The organism is Halolactibacillus miurensis (assembly GCF_900116255.1).
Lineage (GTDB): Bacteria > Bacillota > Bacilli > Bacillales > Amphibacillaceae > Halolactibacillus > Halolactibacillus miurensis.
On sequence record NZ_FPAI01000007.1, the window covers coordinates 57,614 to 82,534 of the forward strand.

Consider the following 24,921-nt stretch of genomic DNA (forward strand, 5'->3'; position numbering starts at 1 on the left):
TTTTATTGTTCTAATCGTTCGTTTGTTTCTTCTAAAGCTTTTATATATGCTTCTACGTTGTGTAATATCTCAGCTAGTTCCGTATCGTGACGTTTCATAAATAATAACCTAATTTATCGTAGTCTATAGTTTCATCGTAATCAGTAATCGTCATTGCTTGGATGTTTCCTTTTAACAGCCTGTTTAGTACACTTTGTGCCTCATCGACTAATAAGGGATATCTTTTATATTTATCATAAGAACTAATATATTCATCGACTGATATCGGCTTAGGAATAACTAAACCCATACGCTTAGCAATAAAACTAACCTCTTTAGCTTGATCTGAACTATTGACTATTATGATAGCGTTGGATTCGTGAGCCATCTTAATAAGTTTCGTTGTCTTTCCGCTTTTTCTTGGTTGGCAAAATACTTTAATCATTCTAAACACGTCCTTTTTTTCATTTTTATTTAATTAGCAAAAGCTAGTAATGTGGATATCGTTATCGATATGATTAACGTGAACAATAATTCTTGTCGTTTAACATCTTCTTTTTCAGCAACTAAACCTATGAAACTAATAATAATGATAAATAATAGGGTTATTTGAAATGCTATGATCATCCCGTCACATCCTTTATCGTGTCGAATACTTCTTCAGGCGTCTCTTTAACTAGATACGAGCGCGCAACACCTTCATTTACAACGAGTATTGAAGAATGCGTTTCACAACTTTTGATAGATTCTATTAAGTCAGCTCTGATATATACTTTTTCGTATTTCGGAGATAAAGTTAAACCTGCAGGTTTATATAAATTATAAGAATTTAGTATTACGAATCTCATTCCGTCACTTCCTCCTCAGTTTTGTATTCTATATCAATCGGTACAATTTTTTCCGGCTTGAAAATCATCTTATAATCATATTCCGATACATCGGACGTTCTTAATTGTTCGACTGTATACGTCACATTGTCGCTCAGTCCTAGATAATGCTTTTGGTATTTATCAGGACCGACTTTTGCAACGACTTCAATAACGTTGTCGCGGTCAAGGTCTACACTGATGTTTCCGACCATCTCCATGATATAAGTGTCAGTAAGTGAGTTATAAAACACTACACGTCTGATTACTCTAAATTCGTCTGAATCCTTGCTGATGTTGTGTGACACCGTATCCGCTGCAGAAGAACAAGCACTCAATAACATTGTTAATAAGACCATACTTAGTAAAATCGTTTTTCGTTGTTTCATTCCTTCATCACCTTTCATTCGTTCGGTCCATGGAAACTTTCATCTATATCAAAGTGCCATAATAAAAACATTACAACCGTTGCCAATAAAATGATTATTGGTATACCGTACATAAAGACTTCACCGAGAAGTGGATCGCGTAAATATACTCCTCTAATAAAAAAACCAATAAGTATGAAAGACGCAACCGCTACAAGCGTCACAAGCAATGAAGTGAACCCTAAATCTTTTAGCTTCATTTCTTCATCTCCATTTCTAAAAATTTAACAAGTTCTCCCTGCGTTTTTCCAGTCGGTACAGCGTATTCTATTGCCATTTTTATAGCTGTTGTTATTGCTTCAAGTCTTTCTTTTGTCATGGCAACCGCATAAACCTTGTTGTTATTGTCATTTAACAATATGGTCACTCGTGTGTTTTCAATATCTAACTCCACTTCTTCATCTCCTTTGTTGTATACTGAATTTCCCTTTCGGTAGAAACAAACGTTGGTTGTCGCTTGTTCTATAGTTGACATCGCATAACTCGTTGTCATAAATAAACGTATTACCTTTAATCGATCTTACATATCCGCCTTTCACCTCAAATCCGATAAGTACAGAACAGTTACTTTTTCTTAAATACCAGACTGCTAATTTTTTTAACATCTCGCTATCTCTCCCTTAACATGTATTACGTAGTTTCACTCGAACTACGCAGTAACTTTTGGTCCAAATCATAAATAAACGATTGAATTTTAGCTTTGTTAAATTGGTAAAGTGTATCAACTGACCAATAAGGTGCTCTAATAGAAATCCCATCATCTAAAAGGGATAAATAGCCGTTATCATCATATCGGCGGTCATAGTATTCGTCATAATCAGAACCCATGCTATGGGCTTCTTTAGGCGCTATATTAGTCCAAGATTCATTTGCAATTTTTTTAATATAATCAGTAAAGACTTTAAATTCTTCTGATGAAAACCTATATACAAAACGCTCCTCTTTTTCTTTTTTGCCTTCTGCATTCTCGAAAAAAATAGCTGACTTACGATGTTTAATAACAAGTCCATTTTCGAATTCTTTAACTTTCAAAGTGTTACCTCCTTAATGAACAGTTTCTCTCAACTACGTCAGAACCATATATCGAAGGGATGATCATGATTGATGTCTGACGCTCTAAAATGAGTAAGTATACTAACAAGCTTCTCGTACGATTTATCTTGCACATCGTGATAGTCAAACTTATTAGCAAGTTCTTGTATAACGTGTATCCGCTTCTTAGCATCAAGTATTTCGGAGTATCTCATATACACACCTCATTGTTTGCTGTATTCCTTGATTAACTCTTCTACCCGCTTCAATTCTAGATAGATTGTGACAAGTTCTGCATCCGTCATCTGTTTAGCTTGGTAAATACCTAATTTATTGAGTAAGTCAATAAACTGTTTTCTTGACACGTTTATCACCAAGAATCATTTGATATTTGCTTTTAATCTTCGTGACGTTACTACTGCTCGAAACCCCCGGTACCAACTTAGCAATTTCTTTATTCGTTTTACCTTCGCGCACAAGATCAAGTACTTGCTTTTCTCTGCGTAGTATCTTTTCTTCTTTTAGCTTTTGTTCTTGATTAAAGTATTTTTTCGCACGTTCATCTGTTTTGATTAAATATCGTATCTTACCTTTTACCGCGGATGTCGTACGATTCAATTCGATAGCGATCTCTTTTGCAGTCCATTGCTTGATAAACCTTAAATCGATAATCTCTTTAAGTTCTTGGTCCGTGTATCCGTTTGCTCTCGTGTACTTAACTCCGTTCAAGTCAAAAAGATACTCACGCTCTTCTTTCGTTAATTCTTTATGTGACTTTCTCTGTAACTTCTTCCGCTTAGCAACACGCTTTGGATAAATCTTATCTAGCATTGCTTGTAATTCGTGTGTAGGTGCATCATTAGCAATCATTTTGTCTAACTCAATTAATAATCTTGTTCTTTCGTCCAAAACCATCAACTCCTAAAATGGTAAATCATCATCTGAAATATCAATCGGTTCACTTTGCGTTTGCGGTGCCGTTCTTGGATAATCAACCGCTTCTTGTTTATTGTTCTTATTAGATTCTAAAAACTGTACGGATCCAGCTAATACTTCAGTAACCTTCACACTTTTACCCTCTTTGTTATCGTATTTGCGGGTTCTTAAACTACCATCTACACCGATTAATTTACCTTTACTCATATAATTGGCGAGATTCTCCGCCGGCTTGTTCCAAATGACGCAATCAAAAAAATCTACTTTTCTTTCACCGTTTTGATTTGTGAATGGTTCATTTACTGCGATAGTAAAGTTAGCTACCGCTTTACCGCTTTGTGTGTATCTCAAATCTGGGTCCTTGACTAATCGACCTACTAAAACAACTCTGTTTAACATGTTTAATCATCCTTTCATAAATACAACCCAGTGTGTTTTTCCTCGTTTGTTACCGAAAAGAGGATTGTAATCAATTACTGATAAAATTTCTTTTAATTTAATTTGTTCTTCATTCCACTTAAAGATTAAAGTTCCATTCTGCTTTAAAACTCTCATGCTTTCATCGAATCCTTTTGTAATATCATCTTTCCATGTATCCTTGTTTAATTTTCCATATTTTTTAGCTAACCAGGATTCATCTCCTGCTCTTAATAAATGCGGTGGATCAAACACGACCAAGTGAAAAGATTCATCTTCAAAAGTCATATTTCTAAAATCACCAACTATATCCGGTGATACATTTATAACGTGGCCACTCTCTAATTCTTCGTAGTGCGTTCGGTTATCCATGTACAAAGTATCCTCATTTTCTTTATCAAACCAAAACATGCGACTACCGCAACATGCATCAAGTATTTTCTTCATTTTGATAGGCTCCTAAATAAAAATAATGTAAGTGTAACGTCTTGGTTTAGAGTAGAACATTTGTACGACTTGTAATATTTCACCGCTTCTTGTTCTGATGGTCTTTTCCAAAACGTAGATTTTCATAAATAGTTACCGTCCTGATCTAGACGTCGTTCTCGCCAACTCTCAAACCATTTACGACCTAAATGTGCAGGTTCGTGATATGGCCCTATCTTTAAACCGTGCGACCAATCATGACATGCTCTACATACCGTCACGCCATTCCGTTTCTCGCCAGTTCCGCCTTGCGACTTATAAGTGATGTGGTGCGGTACACTCTCGATGATGCCTTTACCGCACTTCACGCATTTATAGCCGTCTCGTTCGAATATTGCTTGTTTAACTGCTGGTGAGAAGTTACGGTTTGTTTTCTTGCGCTTACTTCCTAGTTGAGATTGTTTGCTGTAAGGGCTGAACGTCATGATTAAGGTCCTCCTTTGTCAATCCAACTTCCTGGCATAGAAGCGGGTACTTATCTAAAACATTTCTACAATCTTTGTTTATTCTAGGTTTGAAGTTTATAACTCCTTGCATGAAATAACCCTCCCTATTTCTTCAATCGCCGGTAATCAAAACTATCTAGCTTAACTCTCTGCGTATCGTTCATGATTCGAGAGAAAATTCTATCTCCAACCCAGTCTTTTAACTCGGCCGCTTCAAGGTTAGTCGTGAATACTGTCGGCTTACCCGCACGATCATCAATGATTTCAAATAGCCTTGATGTCGTCCATGGCGTTTTATGTTCGGCACCCAGGTCGTCAATGACCAGTAAATCAACTTGTTTCATCAGTCGGATAATTTCATCCTCGCTTACCGAGTCATTATTAAACGAATCTTTAATTTTTGTAATGAGCTTCGGGAAACTGATAAAAATACAGTTATGACCGTTATTGATTAACTCTTTTGTAATTGACACAGACAAGTGACTCTTCCCGGTGCCATAATTACCGCTAAATAGCAAGTTGCCCACGTTAGGAAAGTTCTTAACATAATTAACAGCGACACTCTTAGCTTGTGTTTGCGCTTCGTTAGTAGTTTCATAGTTTTCAAATGAAGCGGATTCCAGTGACTCGTTTATCAAGCTGTACTTAGCAAACTTATTCATCAAGTTTCTAGCCGCTTGTTTTTTATTAACATCTTTGATAAGTTTTTCGGCCATAGCTCTGTCTGCACATTTACAACCGAGTAGACCTATTTCTTTTTCGCCTTTGCGTGGTCCTGCATGGATAACCGCTTCAACTTTTCTAACTTTCTTCTCACCACAACCGTCACAGTCATACTCTTCAAGTACTTTGAAGTCAATTTCCTCCAAGAAATCTTTTAAACTCTTCACTTGTTGATCACTCCTATCAAAAGTCCATGTCATCGTACATGTCTTCGTATTTGTCTTTCTTCTCCGCTTCTTTCTTAGGCTTCTTACCGTTGCTTTCAATTTCTTCAACAGTTAGGATGTTTGAGTTTTCCCAGTTCTTCAAGATACCCTCTACATATCGTAAATTTCTTATGTTTGAAGCGGATGCAATCTCTAATGCTTTTAGGATCATGTCACTTGGTTCTTTAAATTTAGAATCATCAAGCCATTTCAGCAGTGATTCTTTTGCTTGGATGTTATTAAACCCAAATCCATTGTTATCCCAAAATGAAACAATGATGGCAACGACATTATTTTCTTTCTCTATCTCTTTCTCTTTCTCTTTCTCTATCTCTTTCTCTGTGTAACTGTCCGGTAACTCTTTAGTAACATTGTTACTCTTTTTGGTTTCTTGTTCCCCGCTCTCTATTTGATTCTTCTTTCTCTTGTTTCTCAAATTCCGCATCATTGCAGCTTTATCTGTCTCCGAGCCAAGTAAAATTGGAATATCACTTAAATAATATTCATTCTCGTCTACAACTTCTAAAAGTCCTTTTGATTGCAAGTACGCTAAAGTCATTTTTATGTTCTCGCTATCCTCGTCAATTTCTAAAGATAGTTCGTCTGAAAAGTCATCGCCTATACCATCAAAATAGATTTTTCCATCCGTGTTCATCGACTTAAGCAATAACTTTAAGTAAATGATCGTGTACGTATCTCCGCCGGCTAAACGTCTAAGGCGCTTAATTTCTTTTTGGTCAAAGAAATCTTTTTTAAGCTTCAGCCAATAATACCTTTTCGCCATGTCAAACACTCCAATCCAGTTATTTCAACGTCTCTGATAAGTAATGATGTAACAATGCTTCTAGATGCTTAGTGACGTCCGATCCACTACAATTACATTGTGTAACTTGGATGGTTTGCTGCGAACTAAGAGTTTTGTACATCTCTTTGCTGCGTTTCAATTCTTCTTGTAGTTCAGCGTTTTCTTCGGCCGTTGCGTTTATTAATCCCAACGCTTCTTCATGCTCGCTTTTAATCTTTTCGTAATCTTTCTTCAGTTGGTCGTAACCATCCTTTTTATCACTAGCTTCAGATTGATTACTTCGCTCTTTTTTGTCGGCCTTACGCAAAAACTTTTTATGTTTGTCGTATAGTGTGGTCATTTTTATTCCAAAATGTTCAGCTATTTCTCTGTATGTTTTACCTTGATCTCTTAGTGACGTAGTTTTTTCTAAGTCTTTGTCGCTCAAGTTGGTTACTGTCATTGGTTTACCGCTCCTTTGTCTCGTTATACACAACTGATTACCTAGATCGTTCAATTGTTTAAATACAGGACAACCTTTACATTGTTTTGTCGAGGATAATTGAGAGTACTCGCAATTATTGCAAAAGTTGTCATTGAGATGATCTATCTCTGACAATATTTTTAAACGACGTTGTTTTGACACTCTATCACCTCGAACTATTTTCATGTATAATCGTGTTAAGTGATGTTGTGGCATCACTATTCTTGGGTAAGGGGCTTTCAATTGAAGGCCCCTGTTTTAATTACGAGATAATATCTACATGCACATCAATATCTTTTAATTTGTACTGCAGGTGATATTTAATCGAATCCATAGCATTTAGTTGCCAAGCACCACCATCCGCTTCAAATAGAGCGCATTCGCCACCGTCACGCATACGTAAAACAAAATTTGATTCCGGTTGCGAGACTTCCGAGAACGTTCGGTATGGAGCCAATAACACTGGATTAGGTACTCTAACATCCGCTACCGTTGCAATGCCTACTTTGGCAGATACAGACTGACTAACACCGTCATCACCGATGGATTTAACGTTTTCCTCACGAAGATTGCCTACCACTTTTAAAACAATGTCTCTATCTTCGTTCTTCACGAAAACGGACTGCAGCTTAATGTTGAATGATTCCGCATCATAAAAATAATTAAAATTAAACGCAGGAACGAATGCTTTAGCTTCTAAATAAATTTGTCGATTCATATCTTCGTTATGTTCGGTCATGACACGAACGGTCTGCGGATCTACGACGTGTATTAATACTTTTTCTAGTGAATCAAAATTCGTTTCAATATAATCTACTAAACCGGATAAACTTTGCACGGTGATAGTTTTAACCGTGGGCTTACTGAGTACTTGCATAGATCCTGTTGCGTATTTTTGATTATTAACGTCTAATACCTTCTTGTTACTTAACTCTGAGATATATTGCATAGCTTGTTTAATCATTATTTACTTCCTCCCTGTGCTTTAAAGTCGATAACCCCGCCACGGTCGTCCTTGATGCGACCATCCTCTGAATCAAAATATGTCTGGTCCTTCACACCGCTTTTCAATTCCGCTGCGGTTGCATAACCCGCTTCATCTCTATCCATAACCAAGGTAGAACCTAATGACAATCTTGGTGCCGGTGTTGTTTTAACATCAATATCTACTTCAGCGATTTCACGCTTTTCATTCGATGTTAACGTTAAAACGATTTGTAACTTACGTTTCTTCTTCGGGTCCGTGTTAGGATCCGCAATGTTTTGGAGCAGGTTTTTCAATTCATAGTTAAAACGTTCTGCTAATGCTCCGTCAGCAAAGTCATTTAAATCAACAATCATTTCATCCATTGCATTTACACCCTTTCGTGTTATAATTTAGTTGGTTAAAGGCCTTACTTTGTAAGGTTCTTTTTTATTGCATAACTGACTTGCCTAACGTTCTTAATCTGCCTGTTTCACGATGACTCACGACTAACTCATCGTTTAGATTCTTAACGACTAGCCAATTACTGCTATCAATCTTGTATTTACTCATTAATAGTTTTTGCTGCCTATTTGGCTTCTTACCATGCTTCATTAGATCTCACCTCCCTTCCGCTTCATCAGTAGACTAAGTTGTTGTTTCTTGCTTAACCGCGTCCAAAACGATACTTTAATATTCATGTTTGTCCTCCTTCAGTAATTTTCTTATATCCCTGTAATTCGTTAATTGATTGACTAGTAACTTGTTAAGCGCTTCATAGTTACCTTCGATGTATTGTTTTTCAATCAATAGGTTTGTGCATTCGATGTGGGCGCCTATCTGATCTATCAATACTTTATTAATGTTGCGAGTGCTACCAATCTTCAAAGCTAGCGCAATTGTGATTGAAGCGATTATCAACGAAGCGGTAAAAGCCGTAAAAGCGATGTAAGTCATAAAGCTCATTGATTTGGCCACCGCTCTTTAGAAACTCGTTGATACAAATCCCACACTTCCGGAAATCCTACTTTAAACGCTTCTCGTTTCGCTCTGTCAGCTATCGGAATATCAAACGCACGTTCAATGTCTGTCATAAGCGCTTGAATTCGATAATCTCTAATACGTAAGTTGTTACATGCTTTTACTTCTTCAAACCTTTCTTCAAACTTTTTTAAAAATCCATCAATGTTAGTTAGTACGTTGTACATTACTTATCCCTCCGTTTTTAGCATCTTCAATTGCCGCATCAATAAAATACATAATTTGTTCTGCGCTTGCTGTATCTCCAGTGCGAGACAGAGATTCAACGAATAAAGACATCGTGCTTAATAAATGATAATGAAACATGTGTTTTTTTCTGCTGTTTAATGCGTTGAAATTATCTAAGATATCCGTGTGATCTATCATCATTTGACCCTCGTGTAATGACCTGCGTAGGCAGGATATCCGTCTTCGTCGGTAACAGTCAGTAACGTTTCATAGCTGTGCTTTTCAAATCTGTTTTCGTTAAATACTTCAATCTTGCTATCTCTGTGAATAGTGACAATCTCATCATCAGACTTACGTTGTAACTTCAATACTCCGCTTCCATCGACGACTAAATGACCGTTTTCCCATTTATCCATGCGATCAATTAAATCCTGGTATCTATTCATTTGAATAACCTCCTAATAATTTTTAACCCAATCGAGTAAAAACTCTTGTGCTTCCTTGGCGGGGAAAATCCGCTTCTTACCTACACGATGCAGTGGAAATCCCGGCTGATAAATCACATGCTTTTCTAGGTGACTGATTGACATGCTCGTCTTTTGAGCGAGTGTCTTCATATCCCAAAAGACTTTTTCAGATTCTAGCTCATCTAAACGTTTTTTAAGCGCGGCTTTAAATTCTTTCTCTATAAACTCCGGATCAACTTCAACGCGAATCATGTTTACCAACTCCTTTCTGTTATAATGTTTCTATCAAAAAAGATAGGAGGTGAAAATATGAATAAAAACGAAATAATAATGAACCAACTAATTAATTTAAGACTTGAATCAAAATCGATTAATTCTGAAAATGATTTAAGGAATTTAATCGACAAATATGACATGATCTTTGCTGGTGAAAATTCCAATAAGATTTCATCTTTAGAATTAGCTCATAGCTTAAAGTTACGAAATGTATTAGATATTGATCACGAAGAAATGCTTTTGTTAACACCTGATATTTGTAAAGAGTTAAATATGAAATATGAACCTTTATATTTATTAAAGGACAGAAGTACGTTAGCTGATTATTCTATTTATCTTTTTTAACGTATTCATCTGCAAAGTCATCTTTGATTTCTTTTAATCCGTATTTCTTTCTTTGTTCATTCAAAGTGATTTTTCCGTTTGTATACTCTTCAAAATCCTTGCTAGTTGTTCGAGCAACTTGCGAGGATTCTTTTCTGCCCTTTTCCATTTAGATCGCTTCCTTTCGTTCAATTAATGTTGGTCAACACTTTAATTAATCTTCTATAACTAAGCTGTACTCAAGCGTTCTGATAACTTCTTTGATTTGCTCTTTTTCCAATTGAACAACAGCTTTGTTTTTAATGTCGTAAGTCGTTGCGTCTCCTGTTGTCTCACTGTCATACTCGATAAGAGTAAGATTGTATACGTCGTTATTTTCATCGTAATCAATAGCTACATTTGCGTGATTTTCAAGTAATACTAGTTCAACTGTTTTAAACATTTAATTTGCCTCCTTGATAGTTACACCGTTTTTAATTGCAAACTCCTTAACCACAGCTACATAGATCTCGGTTATACGTTTGTCGTCTGCGATTACATCCACTTTGCTAAGCTTGTCACGTTTTGATTTACTAACTCCTTCATCAGCTAAACGTCTACGTTTATTGGTTAGTCTCACACTTAATTGATAACCGCCCCTGCGTTCAACTTCTTTATAAATCTCGTTATTAACTTCTTTATATGCATCGAATCCGCCGCGAGATTGAGCTATCTTACTGATTAATTGACGCGCATCTTTTCGCCAGTCTGTAGTGTTAAGCGCAACTACATCACGAATACCATCAACTTTTGTTTCTAACTGTTTCGTAGCCAGTTCTTGTTTGGCCAAAGACTGAAATAAACCATTGAACATTTGTAGTTCAGGACTTAAACTTGATGTGTTTATCTCATTTTGTTTAATGTGGTTTTCCATCTTGTTAAAACGTTCGATGTAAGCGACAGCGAATTGTGTTCCTTTCTCTCCTGTCATTCGTGTTGAATAAAGTTCGCAACCTTTTTTTGTGAGGTTGTAACATGGCAAATGTTTGTTTTGAGAATTTTGATACGTTGATTCTATAAAATAGGACAGCGCAATTTTGCTCTCTCCTATTTGACTAAGTATGTTGCGGATATCTCTCAAGACTTCTTTGTGCTCTCGATCTACCATTTCAGCTACTTCTAAACTTGTTAACGTTTTTTCTAATTGATTCATTTAATTTCCCTCCCGGTATTTATCAATAAGTTGGAATAATTCATCGTGTAGAGATTTAATCTTTGTGCCGTCAACGTCATTCAAATCTTTGATTGATCGCTTTTGAAAAGCTAATCTAAAAACCGCATAAATAGATTGTTGGTTGTTATGCCAATGACCGCAATTGTCGTTATAATCGCTATGGAATCGATTCTCCATGTCCTGTCTTACATTTATCCAAGACGGGTTGTATACTGTTCTCGGTTGAATCTCTTGAATAACTTCATCCTTAATGGATTGAATAAATTTCTTGTATTGTTCTTCATCGGAAAAATTGATACTGAAATTACTCAATTTATTTCACCTCCTCCAATTCCTTTTCAGGTTCGAATAAATAACCTAATTCTAATTCAGGGAAATACCTCTTTTTTATTTTTATCGCTTCCGATAACTGAAGGGGATATCGCCCATTTAATTTGTCGGAAACTGTAGCGGTCCGACCATTAAACAAATCTTTCGCTATGTCAGTCCGTTTGATGTTTCTTCTAGCTAGTTCTGCGTTTAAGTTTGGGTACATAAAGTTCAACTCCTTCCCATTTACGATGTGTCGTAACTTACAATTACAACATTAAACTACATGTCGTAACTTGTCAATGATATTTATTAAAAAAATTACATTTTGTCGTATTTAAATTCTTTACATCATAAACATTTAATGATAAGATTAGATTAGTTACGAAATATCGTAACGAAACACTAAAAAAAGGGAGGTGACAATATGGGTAAAGGAAAGAGATTAGAAGATATGATTTTAAGAAGTCGGTACAAAAATATAAGTCAGTTTTCTAAAGCTGCTGGAGTTCCGTATACTACAATCAAATCTTTCATTGACAGGGATTTAGAAAGAGCTTCTATAGATAGCGTTTTGAAAGTAGCTAACACATTAGGGGTAAAAATAGAAGATTTAGTAGAGGAAGGTAATAAAGTAGCTGAAAAAAAATCGGCTTACACAATATCCAGCCAATACAACTACCTACCAACATCGATAAGCGCCGGACTACCTTTGACGGTCGACGGCATAGATCACGCTGAAAAGATAAGCGTTCCAGACTCTATCATGGGAAAATGGGCAGGAGATAGCGACATTTACATGATGCGCATCAATGGAGAGTCAATGAACAAGATTATTCCACACGGCTCCATCATCGCTATTAAGCCGACTGACTGTAATTTACTGAAAGATGGCGACATTGTAGTCTACTCAGACAATCACGATTATTCGGTTAAAAAGTACTTTAGAGATGACAACAGAATCATCTTTAGACCAGATTCGCACGACAAACGTTTTTACGACTATGTCACAAGTGATAATAACGAAAACTTGGTCATACACGGTAAAGTTGTTGTTTATATTGTAGAGTTAGATTAAATTACTTAGCGCTAAATAATTTAATAAGGCAGGCTGATCACCTGCCTTTTTTAAAACAAAGGAGTAGATATTATGAGTACAAGTATTGAAAAATACAAAAGAGAAAAAGAGTATAGAAAGAAAGGTTTAGTCGAAATACCGGTATATTCAAGAGTTTACATGGAAGGTAACAAACTGATTGGAGAATTACAATGCATTGAAAAGAAAGAAGTCATCACAGTGTATAAGGAGGGCTAATCATGGCTTATATACGTAAGCGAGGTAAAACATGGTCGTACACAGTAGATACGGGTATTGATCCGGTGAATGGTAGACGACGACAGAAAACAACATCTGGATTTAAAACAAAGAAAGAAGCAGAGTTGGCAGCAGCTAAAGTAGAAAGTGAAGTTGTTGATAGTAGCTATGTAGAAGTAACAAAAGAGACGTTTGATAAGATTGCACAGGAATATTTTGAGGTTGTAGCTAAAAACAAGATGCGAGAATCAACGTATGAAAACCGTTTATCATCTTATAACAACCGAATAAAGGATCGTCTAGGTAAGATGAAAATAAAAGATATTAAACCGATTCACGTCCAAAATTTTTATAATGGACTGATTGAAGAACAACTCACAACAAGTTTTGTGCGTACGTTGCATAACTTAATATCTTCTATATTTAAATATGCGCATCGTTACGACTACATTAAAGTTAACATTATGGATAAAGTTGACGCACCGATACCAAAAGCGAAAGAAATGCATACGTGGACACTAGAAGAAGTTAATACGTTTTTGGAGTTAGCTAAAGATTATGATACGTATATCATATATTATTTGGCCATTTACACCGGCATGAGGCGAGGAGAAATATTAGGCTTGCGATGGAAAGATATTGACTTTGACAATAACAAGATACACGTCACGCAAAACTTAGTACTTGTTAACAACGAGATGAAGATTCAAGAGCCTAAAACAAAGGGGTCTAAAAGACAAATAGCCCTAACATCTGCTGAAATGTTAGAGCTAAAGAAACATCGTATTAAAAAAGCGTTTGAGACTGATTTGGTCGTCAGCACGTCGATTGGTACACCGTACCATCCGCGTAATCTCTTACGTAATTTTAACACGTTGTTAGATAAATGTAATGTGACAAAGATACGCTTCCACGATCTACGTCACACTCACGCAACTTTGATGTTAAAACTCGGTGAAAACCCTAAAGTCGTTAGTGAACGATTAGGACACAGTAAAGTATCAATCACATTAGATACGTATTCTCACGTCATGCCAGATATGCAATCGGCATCCGCTGAAAAGTTCTCAAATTATCTACGTGGTCAAAATGTGGTCAATGGGGATAAAACGAAAGCGACGAAGAAGTAAACCTCTTGTCGCTCTAGTGACTTCGACTGGGCTCGAACCAGCGACCCCCACCCTGTCAAGGTGATGCTCTCCCAACTGAGCTACGAAGTCAAAATTATAGCGGTTAAAAAAACCGTAAGTAAATCATATAAAAAGTAGACGTGTTTGTCAACAACTTTTTTAACAAAATGATTCCGATGACTCCCCACAACCCTTCACTTTTTTGGTATGATAGGTGAAGATGTATTTTTAAAACAAGCAATTCATTAGAAAATGAGGAATGGTTATGCAGAAGAAACTCCCAATCGATTATACGATTGTTTTTATTTTAGGCTGTTTATTCACGATCAGCTTACTAGCGATTTATAGCGGATCTGGTCAATATGCTTCCGGAGACCCTACTTTTTTTATTAAACGCCAACTTGTCTTTATCTTCTTAGGACTGATTGTCATGATGGTCGTCGCTTTTTTTGACTTTGAACTGTTAGAAAAATGGACATGGCTGTTTTATTTAGGCGGTATTTTCTTACTTGTTTTAGTTGAATTTATCGGCGTTGAACGTAATGGTTCACAGCGCTGGATTGATGTGAAAGTTACCGAAATTCAGCCATCTGAGTTCATGAAAATATTTCTCGTCTTACATATTGCGATGATTCTCAGTAAAATTGGAAAGTATCGGTTAGATTTCAAGCCTAGTCTTTGGGTGTTAGCTAAAATACTACTTTTTACGATGATTCCGTTGTATCTTATTTGGCAACAACCCGATTTAGGTACCACATTGATGATTCTTTTTTCAGTAACCGCGTTACTATTAATTTCTAGCTTATCACTGAAACTGTTAGGTATTCTCGTTGCGACAGGCCTTACTGGGTTCGCGGCGCTTGTCTATTTATTTCTATATCAACGAGACATATTAGAACGCTTCGTTGCTTCTCACCAAATGGCTCGAATTTATGGCTGGCTCGACCCGGAAGGTTATTCACGTGGTTTTGGTTATCAGCTTCAACAAGCCTTACTCGGTATAGGTTCCGGTCAATTATCAGGCTCAGGTTTTAAAGAAGGCTATCAAGTCCAAAGTGGACATATTCCCGAGGCGCATACGGATTTTATTTTTGCGGTCATCGGTGAAGAGTTCGGCTTTATCGGGACAAGTCTGGTCGTAGTATTATTCTTTTTACTCATTTACCGGATTATCACGATTGCTCTACATGCCAATTCATTATTTGGCATGTACATTTGTGTCGGTGTCATTGCGTTATTAACATTTCAAATCTTTCAAAACATCGGGATGACCATTGGTTTAATGCCCATTACTGGTTTAGCCTTACCTTTTGTCAGTTACGGCGGCAGTGCACTGTTGACGAATATGTTAGCGATTGGACTCGTCACGAGTGTTCATCTCCGAACGAAAACATATATGTTTGGAAATGATGGAGAAGAATAGAGGGGTGTTTATGTTAGAAAGAATAAAACAATTTGATTTTATATTAATCAGTGCCATTGTCACTTTATCCATCTTTGGACTGATCATGGTGTATACATCTAGTTATACACTAGGAGAACTTGATTACAATGACGGCTTACACTTTTTCAAACGCCAACTGATCTTTTTTATTGCCGGTCTTGTACTGATGTTTATTAGTAGCTTCGTCTCATTAAAATTTGCAGGTAGAATAAGCCCTTGGCTTATTCTCATTAGTGTCGTGTTACTTATTCTTGTCTTAACACCACAACTCGGTGTCGTTCGTAATGGTTCGAGACGTTGGGTGAATTTAGGCGTTGTCTTTCAACCATCAGAAATCGTTAAAATATTTATGGTTATCTATTTTGCCAAGTTCTACTCCCAGCGAAAAGAGTACTTTGATAAATTCTTTTACGGCGTCATGCCTCCACTTATTTTATTTGCAATTGTTGCTGGCTTTATTATGGCGCAGCCTGACCTTGGAACCACTATTCATTTACTGGCTATCTGTGGAGCCATTATTATTTTTAGCGGCGTAAAATTCAGACATATCATAGGATTAATACTGACAGGCGCTGGACTTGCTACGCTTTTCGCTATTGCTGAACCATACCGTCTCCAGCGGATCACCTCTTTCATGAAACCTTTTGAAGATTTACAAGGGGCGGGTTATCAACTCGCTAGTTCATACGTTTCCATCGCCACTGGTGGCTTATTCGGTGCTGGACTTGGAAATAGCGTTCAAAAACTCGGCTATTTACCAGAGGCTCATACCGACTTCATCATGTCCGTCATTGTAGAGGAACTCGGGGTGATCGGGATCACCATTGTTGTCGGCTGTTATCTAATCATTTTATTCCGTGGGATTAAAATCGCCAACGAAGCTCACAATGATTATTACCGGTTACTTGGGATTGGGATTACTTTTCAAATCATTATTCAAGCGATCATCAACCTTGGCGCGATGTCTGGTCTAATGCCCATTACCGGGATTCCGTTACCTTTTATCAGTTACGGCGGGACTTCTCTCGTCATTATGATGGTGGCATCAGGTCTATTAATAAATGTATCAGGACGTAAAAAAACAGTGAGCTAATGCTCGCTTTTACTACCCGATAGAGTGTGGGAGGAATAACTATGAACATCATCAAAGCTACAACTGAACAACAAAAACAAGACGGCTTCTTTGTTCGTCACGACGTATTTGTTAAAGAACAAGGCGTCGACGCATCAATTGAACGAGACGAATTAGATAAGATTGCCACACATATCGTTGGGTATGTCAACGACCAACCTGTTGCTTGTCTTAGGTTTACACCGAATAACAATAGAGGTAAGATTCAACGAATGGCCGTATTAAAAGCTTATCGTGGTCAACATCTCGGAAAAAAGCTCATGCTTAAAACAGAAACATTTATGAGAGACGCTGGGCTAACGATAAGCACCTTACATGCACAAAAACATGCGACAGGGTTTTACCAACGGCTTGGGTATACGATTACCTCTGATGTCTTTTACGAAGCAACTATTGCCCACGTTGCGATGGAAAAAACATTATCTTAATAGAAGCATATTCCCTCTCTGTCTTGGTTATAATATCAAGCTAGGGAGGGATTTTTCATGTTATGGTTCGAGCTGTTTTTAAAGACAAGCTTCGGGTTTATCTTATTACTGTTTGTCACAAAAGTTTTAGGCAAGACACAAATCAGGCAACTCACCGCCTTTGATTTTATTTCGGCTCTCATACTCGGGGAATTCGTTGGTAACGCACTGTATGATCCAGAAACGAATTTGTTACAGGTGATGTTCGCCTTATTTATCTGGGGGGGGCTGATGATGATTATCGAGATTGTTACGCAAAAATATAAGGGAACTCGTCATTTTTTAGAAGGGAAACCCGATATCATTATAGAAAATGGTAAAATCGACCGTGAGATGATGAAGCGAAATCGGCTCGATTTTAATCAACTCCAGCATTTACTTCGCATGAAAGATGTTTTTCAAATAAAAGATGTTAATGTTGCTATTTTAGAAACTGATGGGACAATATCTGTCTTAAAAAAATCAGATCCCATAAAAGTATTACCAGTTAATTTAATTAATGATGGTGAAATTATTTATAATAACTTACGCGTCCTCGGTAAAGATGACATCTGGTTAAAACGTACGCTTAAACAACAAGGCATCACTGATTACGAGAATATTTTTAGCTGTGAATATACAAAAAATGAGCCGTTAGCCATCCAGTGGCGTTAGGCTCATAGCTATTAAATAAAGGCATCAATGTATTGTCCTTTTCCAGTAAGGTCTTGTTGTAATTTCTGAAGGGGTGATTTTTTTTCACGGTCAAATACTTGCGCTTTATCTTTCTTCGCTTGATGGAAAAGATGCCGGTCAATCGATTGACCTGAGTGATGCTTTCCCTCAATCGATGGCACTCGTTCGAGTTGATCAAGCTTAAACGGCTCAACTTCTTGGCCAATGACGCGGTTATGGTAAGCTTGATAGACATATTGATCAATCGGAAGTACATAACCCATAGCTGTCATCCCCTTTTTATAGACATAAAATTTAAATCTTCTGTTAATTACATTATACCCGATTCTTTTAAAAAAGAAACTTTTTTGACTATACACACACTTCTCTGGCCACTTCATATACTATCAGTAACCTTAATGGTTAATTGAAAGAGAGAGGAGTTTTCTTATGGCTTGTGGAACTTCATTTGAAGGCGATCACTGCGTAACAAATGTCTTGCGCGAAATTGCTGAAGCACAAAATAAACTCGGTCCTTGTCATTGTGATTCGAGCTGTGAACAATCGATATCAGATTTATTCGGCTCACATCAAGAGGGCTGTCACTACGATACTGTACCCGTGTTATTATACTGCCGTAACTGTCAACCGTTCAAAGGCTATGGGGCTAAGCCGAAAAAAATTGAACATGTCTTCTCAAGCTACTACTTCCGAGTAAAATCAGTCGACCGTCATTGTTGCATATTAGAACTGTTACGTGACCAATGTCAAGAAGCACTTGATCCCGTTTCGCCTGTTGAACAAAAAACAGAAAAATTACGTGGGACTGGTGTTTGTATTACTGTGGATCCTGAGTGTTTTTGCCATATTACATGTTTACCAGCTATTCGTGCCCTTTAAGTTGAAAACCCCACAACTCAACATTGTGGGGTTATTTTATGCCTAAAATACGGCATGACTCAATATCAGATAATGGTACTGTCACCTGTTTTCTTAATGAATCGAATAGGAGTGATTTTTCGTCTAATGACACTGGTACCCCTATCATCTCCTCACCATTAAATAGCTTTAACTTGACTTCATGTTTTAAGTTTAAACGCGTCGGTTTTACTAAGGTTGCTAATTCTTGTATCACACGTTCATTTTCTAATTCAACATGATCTTTCAGTGGCCGTAAGGCTACTTCTTCCACTACCGATTCTTGATGCGACGCTTTTATATATTGATCCAATGTCTCTAATTGGTTTAATGATACCCGTTTTTTTTTCATTACCTTTCCCCTCCTCACCATCAGTCTATGCAGACTGTAAAGTGGAGATGCGGTTATTTAAAGGATTTTGTTTGATCAAACGCAAAAAGCCTAACCCAAACCGGTTAAGCTTTCTGTCTATCATTATTAAAAATAGGAAATACTTATTAAACTAAACCTAAAATGCTGTAGCCAGAATCAACATGAATAATTTCACCTGTCACACCACTAGATAAATCACTGAGTAAATAATAAGCATTTGATCCAACTTCCTCTTGAGTGACTGTCCGTCTAAGTGGCGCTTTTTCTTCAATATCTTTTAAGATTGTATTAAAGTCGCCAACACCTTTTGCTGATAAGGTACGAATAGGTCCAGCTGAAATGGCGTTAATACGAATATTTTGTTTACCTAAATCATTAGCTAAATACTTCATTGATGCATCTAGGCTCGCTTTAGCTACACCCATAATGTTATAGTTTTGAACGACACGCTCTCCACCAAGGTACGTCAGTGTCACAATACTACCGCCTTCTGTCATTAATGGCTCCGCTGCACGTGATACCGCAACCAATGAGTAGGCACTAATATTATGTGCCGTTAAAAATCCTTCTCGACTTGTTTGTTTAAATTCACCTTTTAAATCGTCTTTATCCGCAAAAGCGATACAATGCGCTAAACCATGGATAACCCCAACATCTGTTTTGATGTTCTCAAATGCTTGATCAATTGACTGATCGTCACTGACATCACATTCATAGAAATGTTGAACGTCCTGATTTAACGTTGCTGCTAGCTCGCGTACGGATTTTTCAAAGCGTGGACTTAAGTAGGTAAAGATAAGATTAGCCCCTGCCTCGTCAAGTGCCTTCGCAATTCCCCAAGCTAATGAGCGTTTATTTGCTACACCCATGATGACATAGGTGCGTCCTTCTAAAGAAAAATTCATATAAATAACCTCCGGTTTTATTACGTGTTATTAGTACCTAGTACTATATTAACGAATTCCCCGTCATTTGGCAATCTTTTTTTCTAAAAAAATAGAGGCATCCGCCTCTATTCTGAACATGGCTTATATGTTTACTTTGCTAAATCGTTGGCTAAATTAAAAATTGCATAAACATGGTCGCTAAACCGAAATATATCACGACTGAAATGATATCGTTAATCGTCGTAATAAATGGCCCTGAAGCGACAGCAGGATCGACTTTAAAGTAGTGCATCAATAGCGGGACAAGCGCACCTGAGACAGTCGCCACTAGTAGCGTCGTCATAATCGATAAACCAACAACGAACCCTAAAAAGAGTGTCCCTTGCCAGATATAGATAATCCCCCAAATTGACAAGCCGCAAGTGACACCTATAATCACACCCGTCGTTAACTCACGCATAACGATTTTAGATAGGCCCTGCTTTTGAAACTCACCTGTGGCTATACCACGTACGGCAACGGCAAGTGCTTGAGTCCCTGTATTCCCTGCCATACCGGCAATCAACGGTAAGAAAATCGCCAGAAGCGCCACTTGATCTAACGTCGCTTCGAAACGGCCAATAATACTGGCTGTAAACAATCCTAAAAACATGAGAATAATCAACCAAGGTAACCGATTCTTCGCGGCTTGAATCGAAGTTAATTCTGCGGCATCAACGTCAACACCGGCAAGTTTTGAGTAATCATCATTGGCTTCTTCTTCCATAACGTCCATAATATCATCGACGGTAATAATACCGAGTAAATGATGTTGAAAATCAACAACTGGTAGCGCTAAGAAATCATAGTCACGCATCATTTGTGCAATTTGTTCTTGGTCATCCCCAACAGAAACCGATACAATTCGGTCACTCATCAAATCTTCAATAATTTCGGCGCCATCGGCAATAATGAGATCACGCAATGAAATAACCCCTACTAGTTTGCGGTCTTGGTCAACGACATAAATATAATAAATCGTCTCAGCATCAGGTGCCTCTTGGCGTAAATGACGCATGGCTTGTTTAACATTCATCTCCGTCGTTACTACGACGAATTCTGTTGTCATAATACTACCAGCGGTTTTCTCTTCATAGTGCAACAAATCTTTAATCTCATCCGCTGCTTCTTCTTCCATAATAGTTAAGTAACTAGCGACTTTATCTTTGTCTAAGTCATTTAATATATCGACCGCATCATCCGTTGCCACTTCAGCTAAAACTTCAGCCGCATACGTCGGGTTCATTTCGGTAATCACATCTCCAACGCGGTCTTTGTCGATATGTTCAATGACATCGGCCATTTCCTCTGGTGATAAGTAGCTATAAACCAAATGCCGCTCAGTTTCATTTAACTCCTCAAATAATTCAGATTGATCATACGGGTGCATGTCCAAAAACTCATCGCGAAAGCGATGAATGTCTTCTATGGCTAGCGCCTCTTCAATCTCTGTATATAATGGTTCTTTTTCATCTTGATCTAATTTTTCCACAAGAATGCCCTCCTTACCCGTATTTCTTTATCTTTTCTAACACTTCATTTTAGCATAACTTCTAGGTTGAAAAAAAGAAAAGAAAACACTTTAACATGTTTTCCCTCTTTTTCCTACCTATAAACATCAGAGACTATTTTAATCACACTGAGGCTATCTCTACTAAGACGACAAAAGGTATACATACATAGTTGTTCATGTATACGTACCTTTCTAATCGATTAGTAAGATTATAAATATTGTGCTAACAAGAAACTGATACTTGAGACCAAACCACCTAAAGACGTCCCCCAAATTAAATCAATAATCGTAATTTTGATTGGCCATCCTTCAAGTGTCGCAAGATTTGTTAAATCGTATGTCGAGTAGGTGATAAACCCAAACAACATCCCGCGTAGTAACGCCTCGACAAAGCTACCTGAATCAAGCGCTGGATTAATGACAAAATAGACTAAACCAAAAATGAAAATGAGATAAAACACAATCGCCGCTACCCAGTTGGGCTTTTTACTCATAATAAATCCGATATGCTCTTGATACAAATTTTTTGCAATGAAGCCTAACCATATCAAATCAATCACAATAAAGACTGCAAACGTAATAAGATATATAATGAAAAAACGCATCGAATCTCTCCTTTTTTATAAGTGATTGGTGTTGCTGATACTTATGGTTTGTCTGTTGGTTCTCTTTTCTTTATTTATTCGTCTTTCGTAATATAACTAACAGCAACGGCGCCTTTACCTGCGCCCATCGCGATAATGCCTGAACTCTTTGTCATATAGACAGGTGGTCTATTTAACGTCTGAGTTAATGCTTCGGAAAAAGCTTCTCCAAGTGACCGATCATCGACATAGGTGACGGCATAATGTTGAATCCCTTTTGTCTCATCTAGATTTTTTACTTGTTTTAAAATTTTCTTTAAAGCTTTATCAGGATGGAAAGCAATTTTAAATATGCCACCATCCCCCCTATCATCTAGGGTGATAATCGGACGTAATCCGACTTTTTTCGCCAAAGAGCCAGCCCTCACACTTAAACGACCTGAAGCAATCATATTGTCGAGCGTATTGATTTTGACTAAAATTTTAGACCGTTTAATCGATTGCTTTGTCGCTGCGATTAATTGTTCAACCGGTGTTTTTTCTTTTAATCGTTGAACCGCTTCCCACACTAGCAAACCTTCTGCGACAGAGTTTTGTTTCGTATCAATCACATGAATACGTGATTGTTCATGAGTAAAGTTAGTCGCTGCTTTCTTAAACACATTGTATGTCCCACTTAAGGCACTTGCGACCGTAAAGACGATGATATTATCATAGTATGAGAGTAAATAGCGATACGTATTCTCAATACTTTTAATTGTCGGTTGAGACGACGTTGGATGGGTCTTTTTTTCTTTAGCAAGTTCAAACAGTCGTTCATTTGAAACGGTTAACTTATCTAAATACGATTCATCTCCAACAAGAATGGATAAGTGAACCACATGAACTTGCTCATCATCAATAATCTCTTGTGGTAAATCTGCGATGGAGTCTGTCACAATCACGGTTTGGTACTTTCTGTGATGGATCCGGTTATATTGACCGACCATATCATCTACTTTCTGTTCTAGTATTTTACCGTAATGACTTAACCGTTTAAACATCTCACTCGGTTCATTCGTATGAACATGCACACGCACCTTTTGTTTGCCGTTGACTTGGACAATGGAATCACCTAAGTCATGCAGAACCTTTTTTAAATCTGGTAAATCTGTTGTTTTTTCAATAAGGGCTTCGGTACAATACCGGTAATGTAGGGCTGCTTCTTCGTGTTCATGTTCGATTGCTGGTAAGACTTCTTCACTTGTCAGTGCATCATCAATGATCATTTTACCTTTTAAGCCATCTAAAAATCCTTTTACAAAATAAGCAAACCCTTTAGCGCCTGAATCAACAACGGATGATTGCTTGAGAATTTTTAGTTGATCCGTCGTATGATCGACCGCAATATCCACTTGGGCTAATGCATTTTCAATCAAGACATCAAAGGCACTGATCTGTTGATTGGCCTGGTTAAGAGCTTCATGGAACGCCTTCATAATCGTTAGCATCGTCCCTTCAACCGGTTCTTCAATCGCCTGATAGGCAAAGTCCATTCCTGCCTTACTTGCTGCAATAAAAGCTTCTTTTGTGATATCCGTATCATTTTTCATCGCTTCGCTTAGCCCTTGGAAATATTGGGCGAAAATCAAACCTGAGTTCCCTCTTGCGCCAATAATAGCTGAATCAGCAATGGATTCTAACGTTGATTTCGCATCTTCTTTTAATTCAGCATGAAAGACAATACTTTGCATCGTGGAAAAAAGATTACTGCCAGTATCACCATCTGCGACCGGAAAGACATTTATTTTATTTAGAAACATCCGGTTATGCATGACTTCTTTTGCCCCGTTAAGTAAACTCTGGTAAAGTGTTTCGTGTGTAATAGTATCCATCATCGTCCCCCTGTTAACTCTTGACGTAAAAATATTAACAAGACTGTTTAATTTTTGTAAAAACTATCTTGTTAATTCATCTAGGTTATTCCCGTTTTTATTTATTGTTAAACTACATGTTCGATCGCTCCTCGTGAATAACTCACGATAAATATGGTAAAATACTAAAGGATCGTTAGTCAAGTGATACTTAGAAAAGAAAGTGAGGCGATGATATGGCACTGGATGTCATTGGGGATGTTCACGGATGTTACGATGAGTTAGTTGAATTGATTGATCAACTCGGTTACAAAGAAATCAATGGCCGATTCACTCATAAAGACCAACGACGCTTAGCCTTTGTTGGTGACTTAACTGACAGAGGTCCCGCTTCATTAAAGGTGATTACCCTTGTGTATCAACTGGTCATCGATGATCAGATAGCGGTGTATGTCCCAGGCAATCATTGTAATAAGTTATACCGTTATTTCCTCGGCAATAACGTTGAGATTAAACATGGATTAGAAACGACCGTTGAGGAATACAACCAACTGAATAAACAGGAACAGGCCACGATTAAACAAAAATTCATGACCATTTATGACCAAGCCCCCCTCTACTACTATGACAAACACTTAAACGTGGTCGTTAGTCATGCGGGGATTCTTGATCATATGATTGGTGAGACAAATAAACATGTGAAAGCCTTTGTATTATATGGTCCTAAACCGAAAGAGCACCATCCTGACGGCCGTCCTATTAGAGTGGATTGGACACCGTATCATAGTGGTAAGACCCTCGTTATTTATGGCCACACACCTGTTATCAAACCGTATATAACTAACAATACTGTTAACATTGATCTTGGTTGTATTTTCGGGAATAAATTAATGGCTATACGTATACCAGAACAAACAATGGTGTCTGTTCCATCACGTCAACCATTTCAACCGGACCGCTTCACCGATTTTAATGACCCATCACAATAAGCTATAAGTACTACCAACAATCACTGATGAAAATAACGAGCGACATCTACTCAAAAGTAAAACGACCACTTAAT

At 37.4% G+C, this 24,921-nt stretch carries 42 protein-coding genes and 1 tRNA gene; 10 read left to right on the forward strand and 33 right to left on the reverse strand.

Features of this window, described 5'->3' with window-relative positions:
• Positions 1 to 94: 94 nt before the first annotated feature.
• From BM390_RS06300 to BM390_RS06400, 21 genes are all read right to left on the reverse strand, one after another.
• On the reverse strand, positions 95 to 424 hold the full coding sequence (locus tag BM390_RS06300; RefSeq protein WP_089853467.1) for a hypothetical protein: 330 nt from the start codon (positions 422 to 424) through the stop codon (positions 95 to 97).
• A gap of 399 nt (positions 425 to 823) precedes the next feature.
• Positions 824 to 1,234 carry a beta-sandwich lipoprotein gene (locus tag BM390_RS06310; protein ID WP_089853613.1) on the reverse strand — a complete coding sequence of 137 codons (411 nt, stop codon included), beginning with the start codon at positions 1,232 to 1,234 and terminating at the stop codon, positions 824 to 826.
• 14 nt (positions 1,235 to 1,248) lie between these two features.
• Positions 1,249 to 1,473, reverse strand: a complete 225-nt coding sequence (locus BM390_RS06315) for a hypothetical protein (protein ID WP_089853472.1) — start codon at positions 1,471 to 1,473, stop codon at positions 1,249 to 1,251.
• Positions 1,470 to 1,748, reverse strand: a complete 279-nt coding sequence (locus BM390_RS06320; RefSeq protein ID WP_143103145.1) for a hypothetical protein — start codon at positions 1,746 to 1,748, stop codon at positions 1,470 to 1,472. The genes BM390_RS06315 and BM390_RS06320 overlap by 4 nt, the downstream gene beginning before the upstream one ends.
• Before the next feature lie 155 nt (positions 1,749 to 1,903).
• Positions 1,904 to 2,305 (reverse strand): hypothetical protein, encoded by a 402-nt coding sequence (locus BM390_RS06330; RefSeq protein WP_089853483.1) that lies wholly within the window; start codon positions 2,303 to 2,305, stop codon positions 1,904 to 1,906.
• A 224-nt stretch (positions 2,306 to 2,529) separates the two neighbouring features.
• On the reverse strand, positions 2,530 to 2,670 hold the full coding sequence (locus BM390_RS15400; protein ID WP_177220643.1) for a hypothetical protein: 141 nt from the start codon (positions 2,668 to 2,670) through the stop codon (positions 2,530 to 2,532).
• A complete protein-coding gene (locus tag BM390_RS06335; RefSeq protein WP_089853486.1) occupies positions 2,648 to 3,214 on the reverse strand; it encodes a hypothetical protein in 567 nt (188 codons plus the stop codon). Before BM390_RS06335 ends, BM390_RS15400 begins: the two co-directional genes overlap by 23 nt.
• A 12-nt stretch (positions 3,215 to 3,226) precedes the next feature.
• On the reverse strand, positions 3,227 to 3,640 hold the full coding sequence (gene ssb, locus BM390_RS06340) for a single-stranded DNA-binding protein (protein WP_089853489.1): 414 nt from the start codon (positions 3,638 to 3,640) through the stop codon (positions 3,227 to 3,229).
• Between the two features lie 6 nt (positions 3,641 to 3,646).
• On the reverse strand, positions 3,647 to 4,105 hold the full coding sequence (locus BM390_RS06345) for a class I SAM-dependent methyltransferase (RefSeq protein WP_089853492.1): 459 nt from the start codon (positions 4,103 to 4,105) through the stop codon (positions 3,647 to 3,649).
• 122 nt (positions 4,106 to 4,227) lie between these two features.
• Complete coding sequence (locus BM390_RS06350) at positions 4,228 to 4,569, reverse strand: HNH endonuclease (RefSeq protein ID WP_089853495.1); 342 nt, start codon at positions 4,567 to 4,569, stop codon at positions 4,228 to 4,230.
• A 125-nt stretch (positions 4,570 to 4,694) separates the two neighbouring features.
• Entirely contained in the window at positions 4,695 to 5,480 is a 786-nt protein-coding gene (locus BM390_RS06355) for an ATP-binding protein (protein ID WP_177220644.1), read from the reverse strand.
• Positions 5,481 to 5,496: 16 nt separating this feature from the next.
• Complete coding sequence (locus BM390_RS15715; protein WP_089853501.1) at positions 5,497 to 6,303, reverse strand: phage replisome organizer N-terminal domain-containing protein; 807 nt, start codon at positions 6,301 to 6,303, stop codon at positions 5,497 to 5,499.
• A 19-nt stretch (positions 6,304 to 6,322) separates the two neighbouring features.
• Positions 6,323 to 6,766 carry a hypothetical protein gene (locus tag BM390_RS15250; protein WP_089853505.1) on the reverse strand — a complete coding sequence of 148 codons (444 nt, stop codon included), beginning with the start codon at positions 6,764 to 6,766 and terminating at the stop codon, positions 6,323 to 6,325.
• A 283-nt stretch (positions 6,767 to 7,049) separates the two neighbouring features.
• Positions 7,050 to 7,751, reverse strand: a complete 702-nt coding sequence (locus BM390_RS06370) for a hypothetical protein (RefSeq protein ID WP_089853509.1) — start codon at positions 7,749 to 7,751, stop codon at positions 7,050 to 7,052.
• Positions 7,751 to 8,137 (reverse strand): replication terminator protein, encoded by a 387-nt coding sequence (locus tag BM390_RS06375; RefSeq protein WP_246806764.1) that lies wholly within the window; start codon positions 8,135 to 8,137, stop codon positions 7,751 to 7,753. The genes BM390_RS06370 and BM390_RS06375 overlap by 1 nt, the downstream gene beginning before the upstream one ends.
• A 64-nt stretch (positions 8,138 to 8,201) precedes the next feature.
• Positions 8,202 to 8,366, reverse strand: a complete 165-nt coding sequence (locus BM390_RS15405) for a DUF6906 family protein (RefSeq protein WP_177220646.1) — start codon at positions 8,364 to 8,366, stop codon at positions 8,202 to 8,204.
• Between the two features lie 75 nt (positions 8,367 to 8,441).
• The gene (locus BM390_RS06380; protein WP_089853512.1) at positions 8,442 to 8,717 is read right to left on the reverse strand and encodes a hypothetical protein; all 276 of its coding nucleotides are present in this window, start codon (positions 8,715 to 8,717) and stop codon (positions 8,442 to 8,444) included.
• Positions 8,714 to 8,959 (reverse strand): hypothetical protein, encoded by a 246-nt coding sequence (locus tag BM390_RS06385; protein ID WP_089853515.1) that lies wholly within the window; start codon positions 8,957 to 8,959, stop codon positions 8,714 to 8,716. Before BM390_RS06385 ends, BM390_RS06380 begins: the two co-directional genes overlap by 4 nt.
• Positions 8,940 to 9,158 carry a hypothetical protein gene (locus BM390_RS06390; protein WP_089853517.1) on the reverse strand — a complete coding sequence of 73 codons (219 nt, stop codon included), beginning with the start codon at positions 9,156 to 9,158 and terminating at the stop codon, positions 8,940 to 8,942. Before BM390_RS06390 ends, BM390_RS06385 begins: the two co-directional genes overlap by 20 nt.
• Positions 9,158 to 9,406 (reverse strand): hypothetical protein, encoded by a 249-nt coding sequence (locus tag BM390_RS06395; protein WP_089853520.1) that lies wholly within the window; start codon positions 9,404 to 9,406, stop codon positions 9,158 to 9,160. The genes BM390_RS06390 and BM390_RS06395 overlap by 1 nt, the downstream gene beginning before the upstream one ends.
• A gap of 12 nt (positions 9,407 to 9,418) precedes the next feature.
• Positions 9,419 to 9,679 carry a hypothetical protein gene (locus BM390_RS06400; RefSeq protein WP_089853524.1) on the reverse strand — a complete coding sequence of 87 codons (261 nt, stop codon included), beginning with the start codon at positions 9,677 to 9,679 and terminating at the stop codon, positions 9,419 to 9,421.
• A gap of 57 nt (positions 9,680 to 9,736) precedes the next feature.
• Here BM390_RS06400 and BM390_RS06405 point away from each other — a divergent pair, with 57 nt between their 5' ends.
• On the forward strand, positions 9,737 to 10,048 hold the full coding sequence (locus BM390_RS06405; protein WP_089853527.1) for a hypothetical protein: 312 nt from the start codon (positions 9,737 to 9,739) through the stop codon (positions 10,046 to 10,048).
• Here BM390_RS06405 and BM390_RS15410 read toward each other — a convergent pair.
• Genes BM390_RS15410 through BM390_RS06425 form a run of 5 tightly spaced genes read right to left on the reverse strand, consistent with a single transcriptional unit; the run spans position 10,032 to position 11,775 of the window.
• On the reverse strand, positions 10,032 to 10,196 hold the full coding sequence (locus BM390_RS15410; RefSeq protein ID WP_177220647.1) for a hypothetical protein: 165 nt from the start codon (positions 10,194 to 10,196) through the stop codon (positions 10,032 to 10,034). The genes BM390_RS06405 and BM390_RS15410 overlap by 17 nt on opposite strands.
• A gap of 45 nt (positions 10,197 to 10,241) precedes the next feature.
• Positions 10,242 to 10,469 carry a hypothetical protein gene (locus BM390_RS06410; protein ID WP_089853530.1) on the reverse strand — a complete coding sequence of 76 codons (228 nt, stop codon included), beginning with the start codon at positions 10,467 to 10,469 and terminating at the stop codon, positions 10,242 to 10,244.
• Positions 10,470 to 11,219 carry a Rha family transcriptional regulator gene (locus tag BM390_RS06415; protein ID WP_089853533.1) on the reverse strand — a complete coding sequence of 250 codons (750 nt, stop codon included), beginning with the start codon at positions 11,217 to 11,219 and terminating at the stop codon, positions 10,470 to 10,472.
• Entirely contained in the window at positions 11,220 to 11,552 is a 333-nt protein-coding gene (locus tag BM390_RS06420) for a hypothetical protein (protein ID WP_089853537.1), read from the reverse strand.
• Position 11,553: 1 nt separating this feature from the next.
• Complete coding sequence (locus BM390_RS06425) at positions 11,554 to 11,775, reverse strand: hypothetical protein (RefSeq protein WP_089853540.1); 222 nt, start codon at positions 11,773 to 11,775, stop codon at positions 11,554 to 11,556.
• A 201-nt stretch (positions 11,776 to 11,976) separates the two neighbouring features.
• On the opposite strand from BM390_RS06425, the gene BM390_RS06430 reads away from it, so the two are divergent.
• The 3 genes from BM390_RS06430 to BM390_RS06435 all read left to right on the forward strand — a co-directional run bounded on the left by BM390_RS06430 (position 11,977) and on the right by BM390_RS06435 (position 13,994).
• Complete coding sequence (locus BM390_RS06430; RefSeq protein WP_246806763.1) at positions 11,977 to 12,627, forward strand: S24 family peptidase; 651 nt, start codon at positions 11,977 to 11,979, stop codon at positions 12,625 to 12,627.
• A gap of 72 nt (positions 12,628 to 12,699) precedes the next feature.
• The gene (locus tag BM390_RS15415; protein ID WP_177220648.1) at positions 12,700 to 12,864 is read left to right on the forward strand and encodes a hypothetical protein; all 165 of its coding nucleotides are present in this window, start codon (positions 12,700 to 12,702) and stop codon (positions 12,862 to 12,864) included.
• Between the two features lie 2 nt (positions 12,865 to 12,866).
• The gene (locus BM390_RS06435; RefSeq protein WP_089853545.1) at positions 12,867 to 13,994 is read left to right on the forward strand and encodes a site-specific integrase; all 1,128 of its coding nucleotides are present in this window, start codon (positions 12,867 to 12,869) and stop codon (positions 13,992 to 13,994) included.
• Positions 13,995 to 14,011: 17 nt separating this feature from the next.
• Here BM390_RS06435 and BM390_RS06440 read toward each other — a convergent pair.
• Positions 14,012 to 14,084 (reverse strand) — tRNA-Val (locus tag BM390_RS06440).
• Positions 14,085 to 14,259: 175 nt separating this feature from the next.
• Here BM390_RS06440 and rodA point away from each other — a divergent pair.
• From rodA to BM390_RS06460, 4 genes are read left to right on the forward strand one after another with little or no spacing between them, the layout of a single operon-like run.
• Positions 14,260 to 15,417: a rod shape-determining protein RodA gene (gene rodA / locus BM390_RS06445; protein WP_089853548.1), complete on the forward strand. Its 1,158-nt coding sequence runs from the start codon at positions 14,260 to 14,262 to the stop codon at positions 15,415 to 15,417.
• A gap of 10 nt (positions 15,418 to 15,427) precedes the next feature.
• The gene (ftsW, locus tag BM390_RS06450; RefSeq protein ID WP_062321249.1) at positions 15,428 to 16,531 is read left to right on the forward strand and encodes a putative lipid II flippase FtsW; all 1,104 of its coding nucleotides are present in this window, start codon (positions 15,428 to 15,430) and stop codon (positions 16,529 to 16,531) included.
• Positions 16,532 to 16,572: 41 nt separating this feature from the next.
• Positions 16,573 to 16,998 (forward strand): GNAT family N-acetyltransferase, encoded by a 426-nt coding sequence (locus BM390_RS06455; protein WP_062321248.1) that lies wholly within the window; start codon positions 16,573 to 16,575, stop codon positions 16,996 to 16,998.
• Between the two features lie 57 nt (positions 16,999 to 17,055).
• Positions 17,056 to 17,691 (forward strand): DUF421 domain-containing protein, encoded by a 636-nt coding sequence (locus BM390_RS06460; protein ID WP_089853549.1) that lies wholly within the window; start codon positions 17,056 to 17,058, stop codon positions 17,689 to 17,691.
• 11 nt (positions 17,692 to 17,702) lie between these two features.
• On the opposite strand, the gene BM390_RS06465 is transcribed toward BM390_RS06460, so the two are convergent.
• Positions 17,703 to 17,975, reverse strand: coding sequence for a hypothetical protein (locus tag BM390_RS06465; RefSeq protein ID WP_062321244.1), 273 nt, complete (start codon positions 17,973 to 17,975; stop codon positions 17,703 to 17,705).
• Between the two features lie 166 nt (positions 17,976 to 18,141).
• On the opposite strand from BM390_RS06465, the gene BM390_RS06470 reads away from it, so the two are divergent.
• Complete coding sequence (locus tag BM390_RS06470; RefSeq protein ID WP_089853552.1) at positions 18,142 to 18,591, forward strand: CotY/CotZ family spore coat protein; 450 nt, start codon at positions 18,142 to 18,144, stop codon at positions 18,589 to 18,591.
• A 31-nt stretch (positions 18,592 to 18,622) separates the two neighbouring features.
• Here the strand turns inward: BM390_RS06470 and BM390_RS06475 are convergent, their stop codons facing one another.
• From BM390_RS06475 to BM390_RS06495, 5 genes are all read right to left on the reverse strand, one after another.
• Positions 18,623 to 18,961, reverse strand: a complete 339-nt coding sequence (locus BM390_RS06475; protein WP_089853554.1) for a hypothetical protein — start codon at positions 18,959 to 18,961, stop codon at positions 18,623 to 18,625.
• 146 nt (positions 18,962 to 19,107) lie between these two features.
• Positions 19,108 to 19,887, reverse strand: a complete 780-nt coding sequence (fabI, locus tag BM390_RS06480) for an enoyl-ACP reductase FabI (RefSeq protein ID WP_062321240.1) — start codon at positions 19,885 to 19,887, stop codon at positions 19,108 to 19,110.
• 151 nt (positions 19,888 to 20,038) lie between these two features.
• Positions 20,039 to 21,400: a magnesium transporter gene (gene mgtE / locus BM390_RS06485; protein ID WP_089853558.1), complete on the reverse strand. Its 1,362-nt coding sequence runs from the start codon at positions 21,398 to 21,400 to the stop codon at positions 20,039 to 20,041.
• Between the two features lie 230 nt (positions 21,401 to 21,630).
• The gene (locus tag BM390_RS06490; protein WP_062321238.1) at positions 21,631 to 22,026 is read right to left on the reverse strand and encodes a DUF2177 family protein; all 396 of its coding nucleotides are present in this window, start codon (positions 22,024 to 22,026) and stop codon (positions 21,631 to 21,633) included.
• Between the two features lie 74 nt (positions 22,027 to 22,100).
• Positions 22,101 to 23,879 carry a DegV family protein gene (locus tag BM390_RS06495; RefSeq protein WP_177220649.1) on the reverse strand — a complete coding sequence of 593 codons (1,779 nt, stop codon included), beginning with the start codon at positions 23,877 to 23,879 and terminating at the stop codon, positions 22,101 to 22,103.
• Between the two features lie 215 nt (positions 23,880 to 24,094).
• Here BM390_RS06495 and prpE point away from each other — a divergent pair, with 215 nt between their 5' ends.
• Positions 24,095 to 24,847, forward strand: a complete 753-nt coding sequence (prpE, locus tag BM390_RS06500; protein ID WP_062321232.1) for a bis(5'-nucleosyl)-tetraphosphatase PrpE — start codon at positions 24,095 to 24,097, stop codon at positions 24,845 to 24,847.
• The last annotated feature ends 74 nt before the right edge of the window (positions 24,848 to 24,921 follow it).

Excerpts from the sequence above, each read along its gene's own strand:
- BM390_RS06320 (WP_143103145.1), bottom strand. The coding sequence starts at position 1,748 with ATGTCAACTATAGAACAAGCGACAACCAACGTTTGTTTCTACCGAAAG.
- BM390_RS06475 (WP_089853554.1), bottom strand. The coding sequence starts at position 18,961 with ATGAAAAAAAAACGGGTATCATTAAACCAATTAGAGACATTGGATCAA.
- BM390_RS06410 (WP_089853530.1), bottom strand. The coding sequence starts at position 10,469 with ATGTTTAAAACAGTTGAACTAGTATTACTTGAAAATCACGCAAATGTA.
- BM390_RS06350 (WP_089853495.1), bottom strand. The coding sequence starts at position 4,569 with ATGACGTTCAGCCCTTACAGCAAACAATCTCAACTAGGAAGTAAGCGC.
- BM390_RS06455 (WP_062321248.1), top strand. The coding sequence starts at position 16,573 with ATGAACATCATCAAAGCTACAACTGAACAACAAAAACAAGACGGCTTC.
- BM390_RS06405 (WP_089853527.1), top strand. The coding sequence starts at position 9,737 with ATGAATAAAAACGAAATAATAATGAACCAACTAATTAATTTAAGACTT.
- BM390_RS06400 (WP_089853524.1), bottom strand. The coding sequence starts at position 9,679 with ATGATTCGCGTTGAAGTTGATCCGGAGTTTATAGAGAAAGAATTTAAA.
- rodA (WP_089853548.1), top strand. The coding sequence starts at position 14,260 with ATGCAGAAGAAACTCCCAATCGATTATACGATTGTTTTTATTTTAGGC.
- BM390_RS06345 (WP_089853492.1), bottom strand. The coding sequence starts at position 4,105 with ATGAAGAAAATACTTGATGCATGTTGCGGTAGTCGCATGTTTTGGTTT.
- prpE (WP_062321232.1), top strand. The coding sequence starts at position 24,095 with ATGGCACTGGATGTCATTGGGGATGTTCACGGATGTTACGATGAGTTA.
- BM390_RS06435 (WP_089853545.1), top strand. The coding sequence starts at position 12,867 with ATGGCTTATATACGTAAGCGAGGTAAAACATGGTCGTACACAGTAGAT.
- fabI (WP_062321240.1), bottom strand. The coding sequence starts at position 19,887 with ATGAATTTTTCTTTAGAAGGACGCACCTATGTCATCATGGGTGTAGCA.
- BM390_RS06460 (WP_089853549.1), top strand. The coding sequence starts at position 17,056 with ATGTTATGGTTCGAGCTGTTTTTAAAGACAAGCTTCGGGTTTATCTTA.
- BM390_RS06375 (WP_246806764.1), bottom strand. The coding sequence starts at position 8,137 with ATGGATGAAATGATTGTTGATTTAAATGACTTTGCTGACGGAGCATTA.
- BM390_RS06310 (WP_089853613.1), bottom strand. The coding sequence starts at position 1,234 with ATGAAACAACGAAAAACGATTTTACTAAGTATGGTCTTATTAACAATG.
- BM390_RS15415 (WP_177220648.1), top strand. The coding sequence starts at position 12,700 with ATGAGTACAAGTATTGAAAAATACAAAAGAGAAAAAGAGTATAGAAAG.
- BM390_RS06470 (WP_089853552.1), top strand. The coding sequence starts at position 18,142 with ATGGCTTGTGGAACTTCATTTGAAGGCGATCACTGCGTAACAAATGTC.
- BM390_RS06390 (WP_089853517.1), bottom strand. The coding sequence starts at position 9,158 with ATGATAGATCACACGGATATCTTAGATAATTTCAACGCATTAAACAGC.
- BM390_RS06300 (WP_089853467.1), bottom strand. The coding sequence starts at position 424 with ATGATTAAAGTATTTTGCCAACCAAGAAAAAGCGGAAAGACAACGAAA.
- BM390_RS06395 (WP_089853520.1), bottom strand. The coding sequence starts at position 9,406 with ATGAATAGATACCAGGATTTAATTGATCGCATGGATAAATGGGAAAAC.
- BM390_RS06385 (WP_089853515.1), bottom strand. The coding sequence starts at position 8,959 with ATGTACAACGTACTAACTAACATTGATGGATTTTTAAAAAAGTTTGAA.
- BM390_RS15250 (WP_089853505.1), bottom strand. The coding sequence starts at position 6,766 with ATGACAGTAACCAACTTGAGCGACAAAGACTTAGAAAAAACTACGTCA.
- BM390_RS06495 (WP_177220649.1), bottom strand. The coding sequence starts at position 23,879 with ATGGATACTATTACACACGAAACACTTTACCAGAGTTTACTTAACGGG.
- ssb (WP_089853489.1), bottom strand. The coding sequence starts at position 3,640 with ATGTTAAACAGAGTTGTTTTAGTAGGTCGATTAGTCAAGGACCCAGAT.
- BM390_RS15405 (WP_177220646.1), bottom strand. The coding sequence starts at position 8,366 with ATGAAGCATGGTAAGAAGCCAAATAGGCAGCAAAAACTATTAATGAGT.
- ftsW (WP_062321249.1), top strand. The coding sequence starts at position 15,428 with ATGTTAGAAAGAATAAAACAATTTGATTTTATATTAATCAGTGCCATT.
- BM390_RS06370 (WP_089853509.1), bottom strand. The coding sequence starts at position 7,751 with ATGATTAAACAAGCTATGCAATATATCTCAGAGTTAAGTAACAAGAAG.
- BM390_RS06430 (WP_246806763.1), top strand. The coding sequence starts at position 11,977 with ATGGGTAAAGGAAAGAGATTAGAAGATATGATTTTAAGAAGTCGGTAC.
- BM390_RS06425 (WP_089853540.1), bottom strand. The coding sequence starts at position 11,775 with ATGTACCCAAACTTAAACGCAGAACTAGCTAGAAGAAACATCAAACGG.
- BM390_RS06315 (WP_089853472.1), bottom strand. The coding sequence starts at position 1,473 with ATGAAGCTAAAAGATTTAGGGTTCACTTCATTGCTTGTGACGCTTGTA.
- BM390_RS15410 (WP_177220647.1), bottom strand. The coding sequence starts at position 10,196 with ATGGAAAAGGGCAGAAAAGAATCCTCGCAAGTTGCTCGAACAACTAGC.
- BM390_RS06490 (WP_062321238.1), bottom strand. The coding sequence starts at position 22,026 with ATGCGTTTTTTCATTATATATCTTATTACGTTTGCAGTCTTTATTGTG.
- BM390_RS06380 (WP_089853512.1), bottom strand. The coding sequence starts at position 8,717 with ATGAGCTTTATGACTTACATCGCTTTTACGGCTTTTACCGCTTCGTTG.
- BM390_RS06415 (WP_089853533.1), bottom strand. The coding sequence starts at position 11,219 with ATGAATCAATTAGAAAAAACGTTAACAAGTTTAGAAGTAGCTGAAATG.
- BM390_RS15715 (WP_089853501.1), bottom strand. The coding sequence starts at position 6,303 with ATGGCGAAAAGGTATTATTGGCTGAAGCTTAAAAAAGATTTCTTTGAC.
- BM390_RS06465 (WP_062321244.1), bottom strand. The coding sequence starts at position 17,975 with ATGGGTTATGTACTTCCGATTGATCAATATGTCTATCAAGCTTACCAT.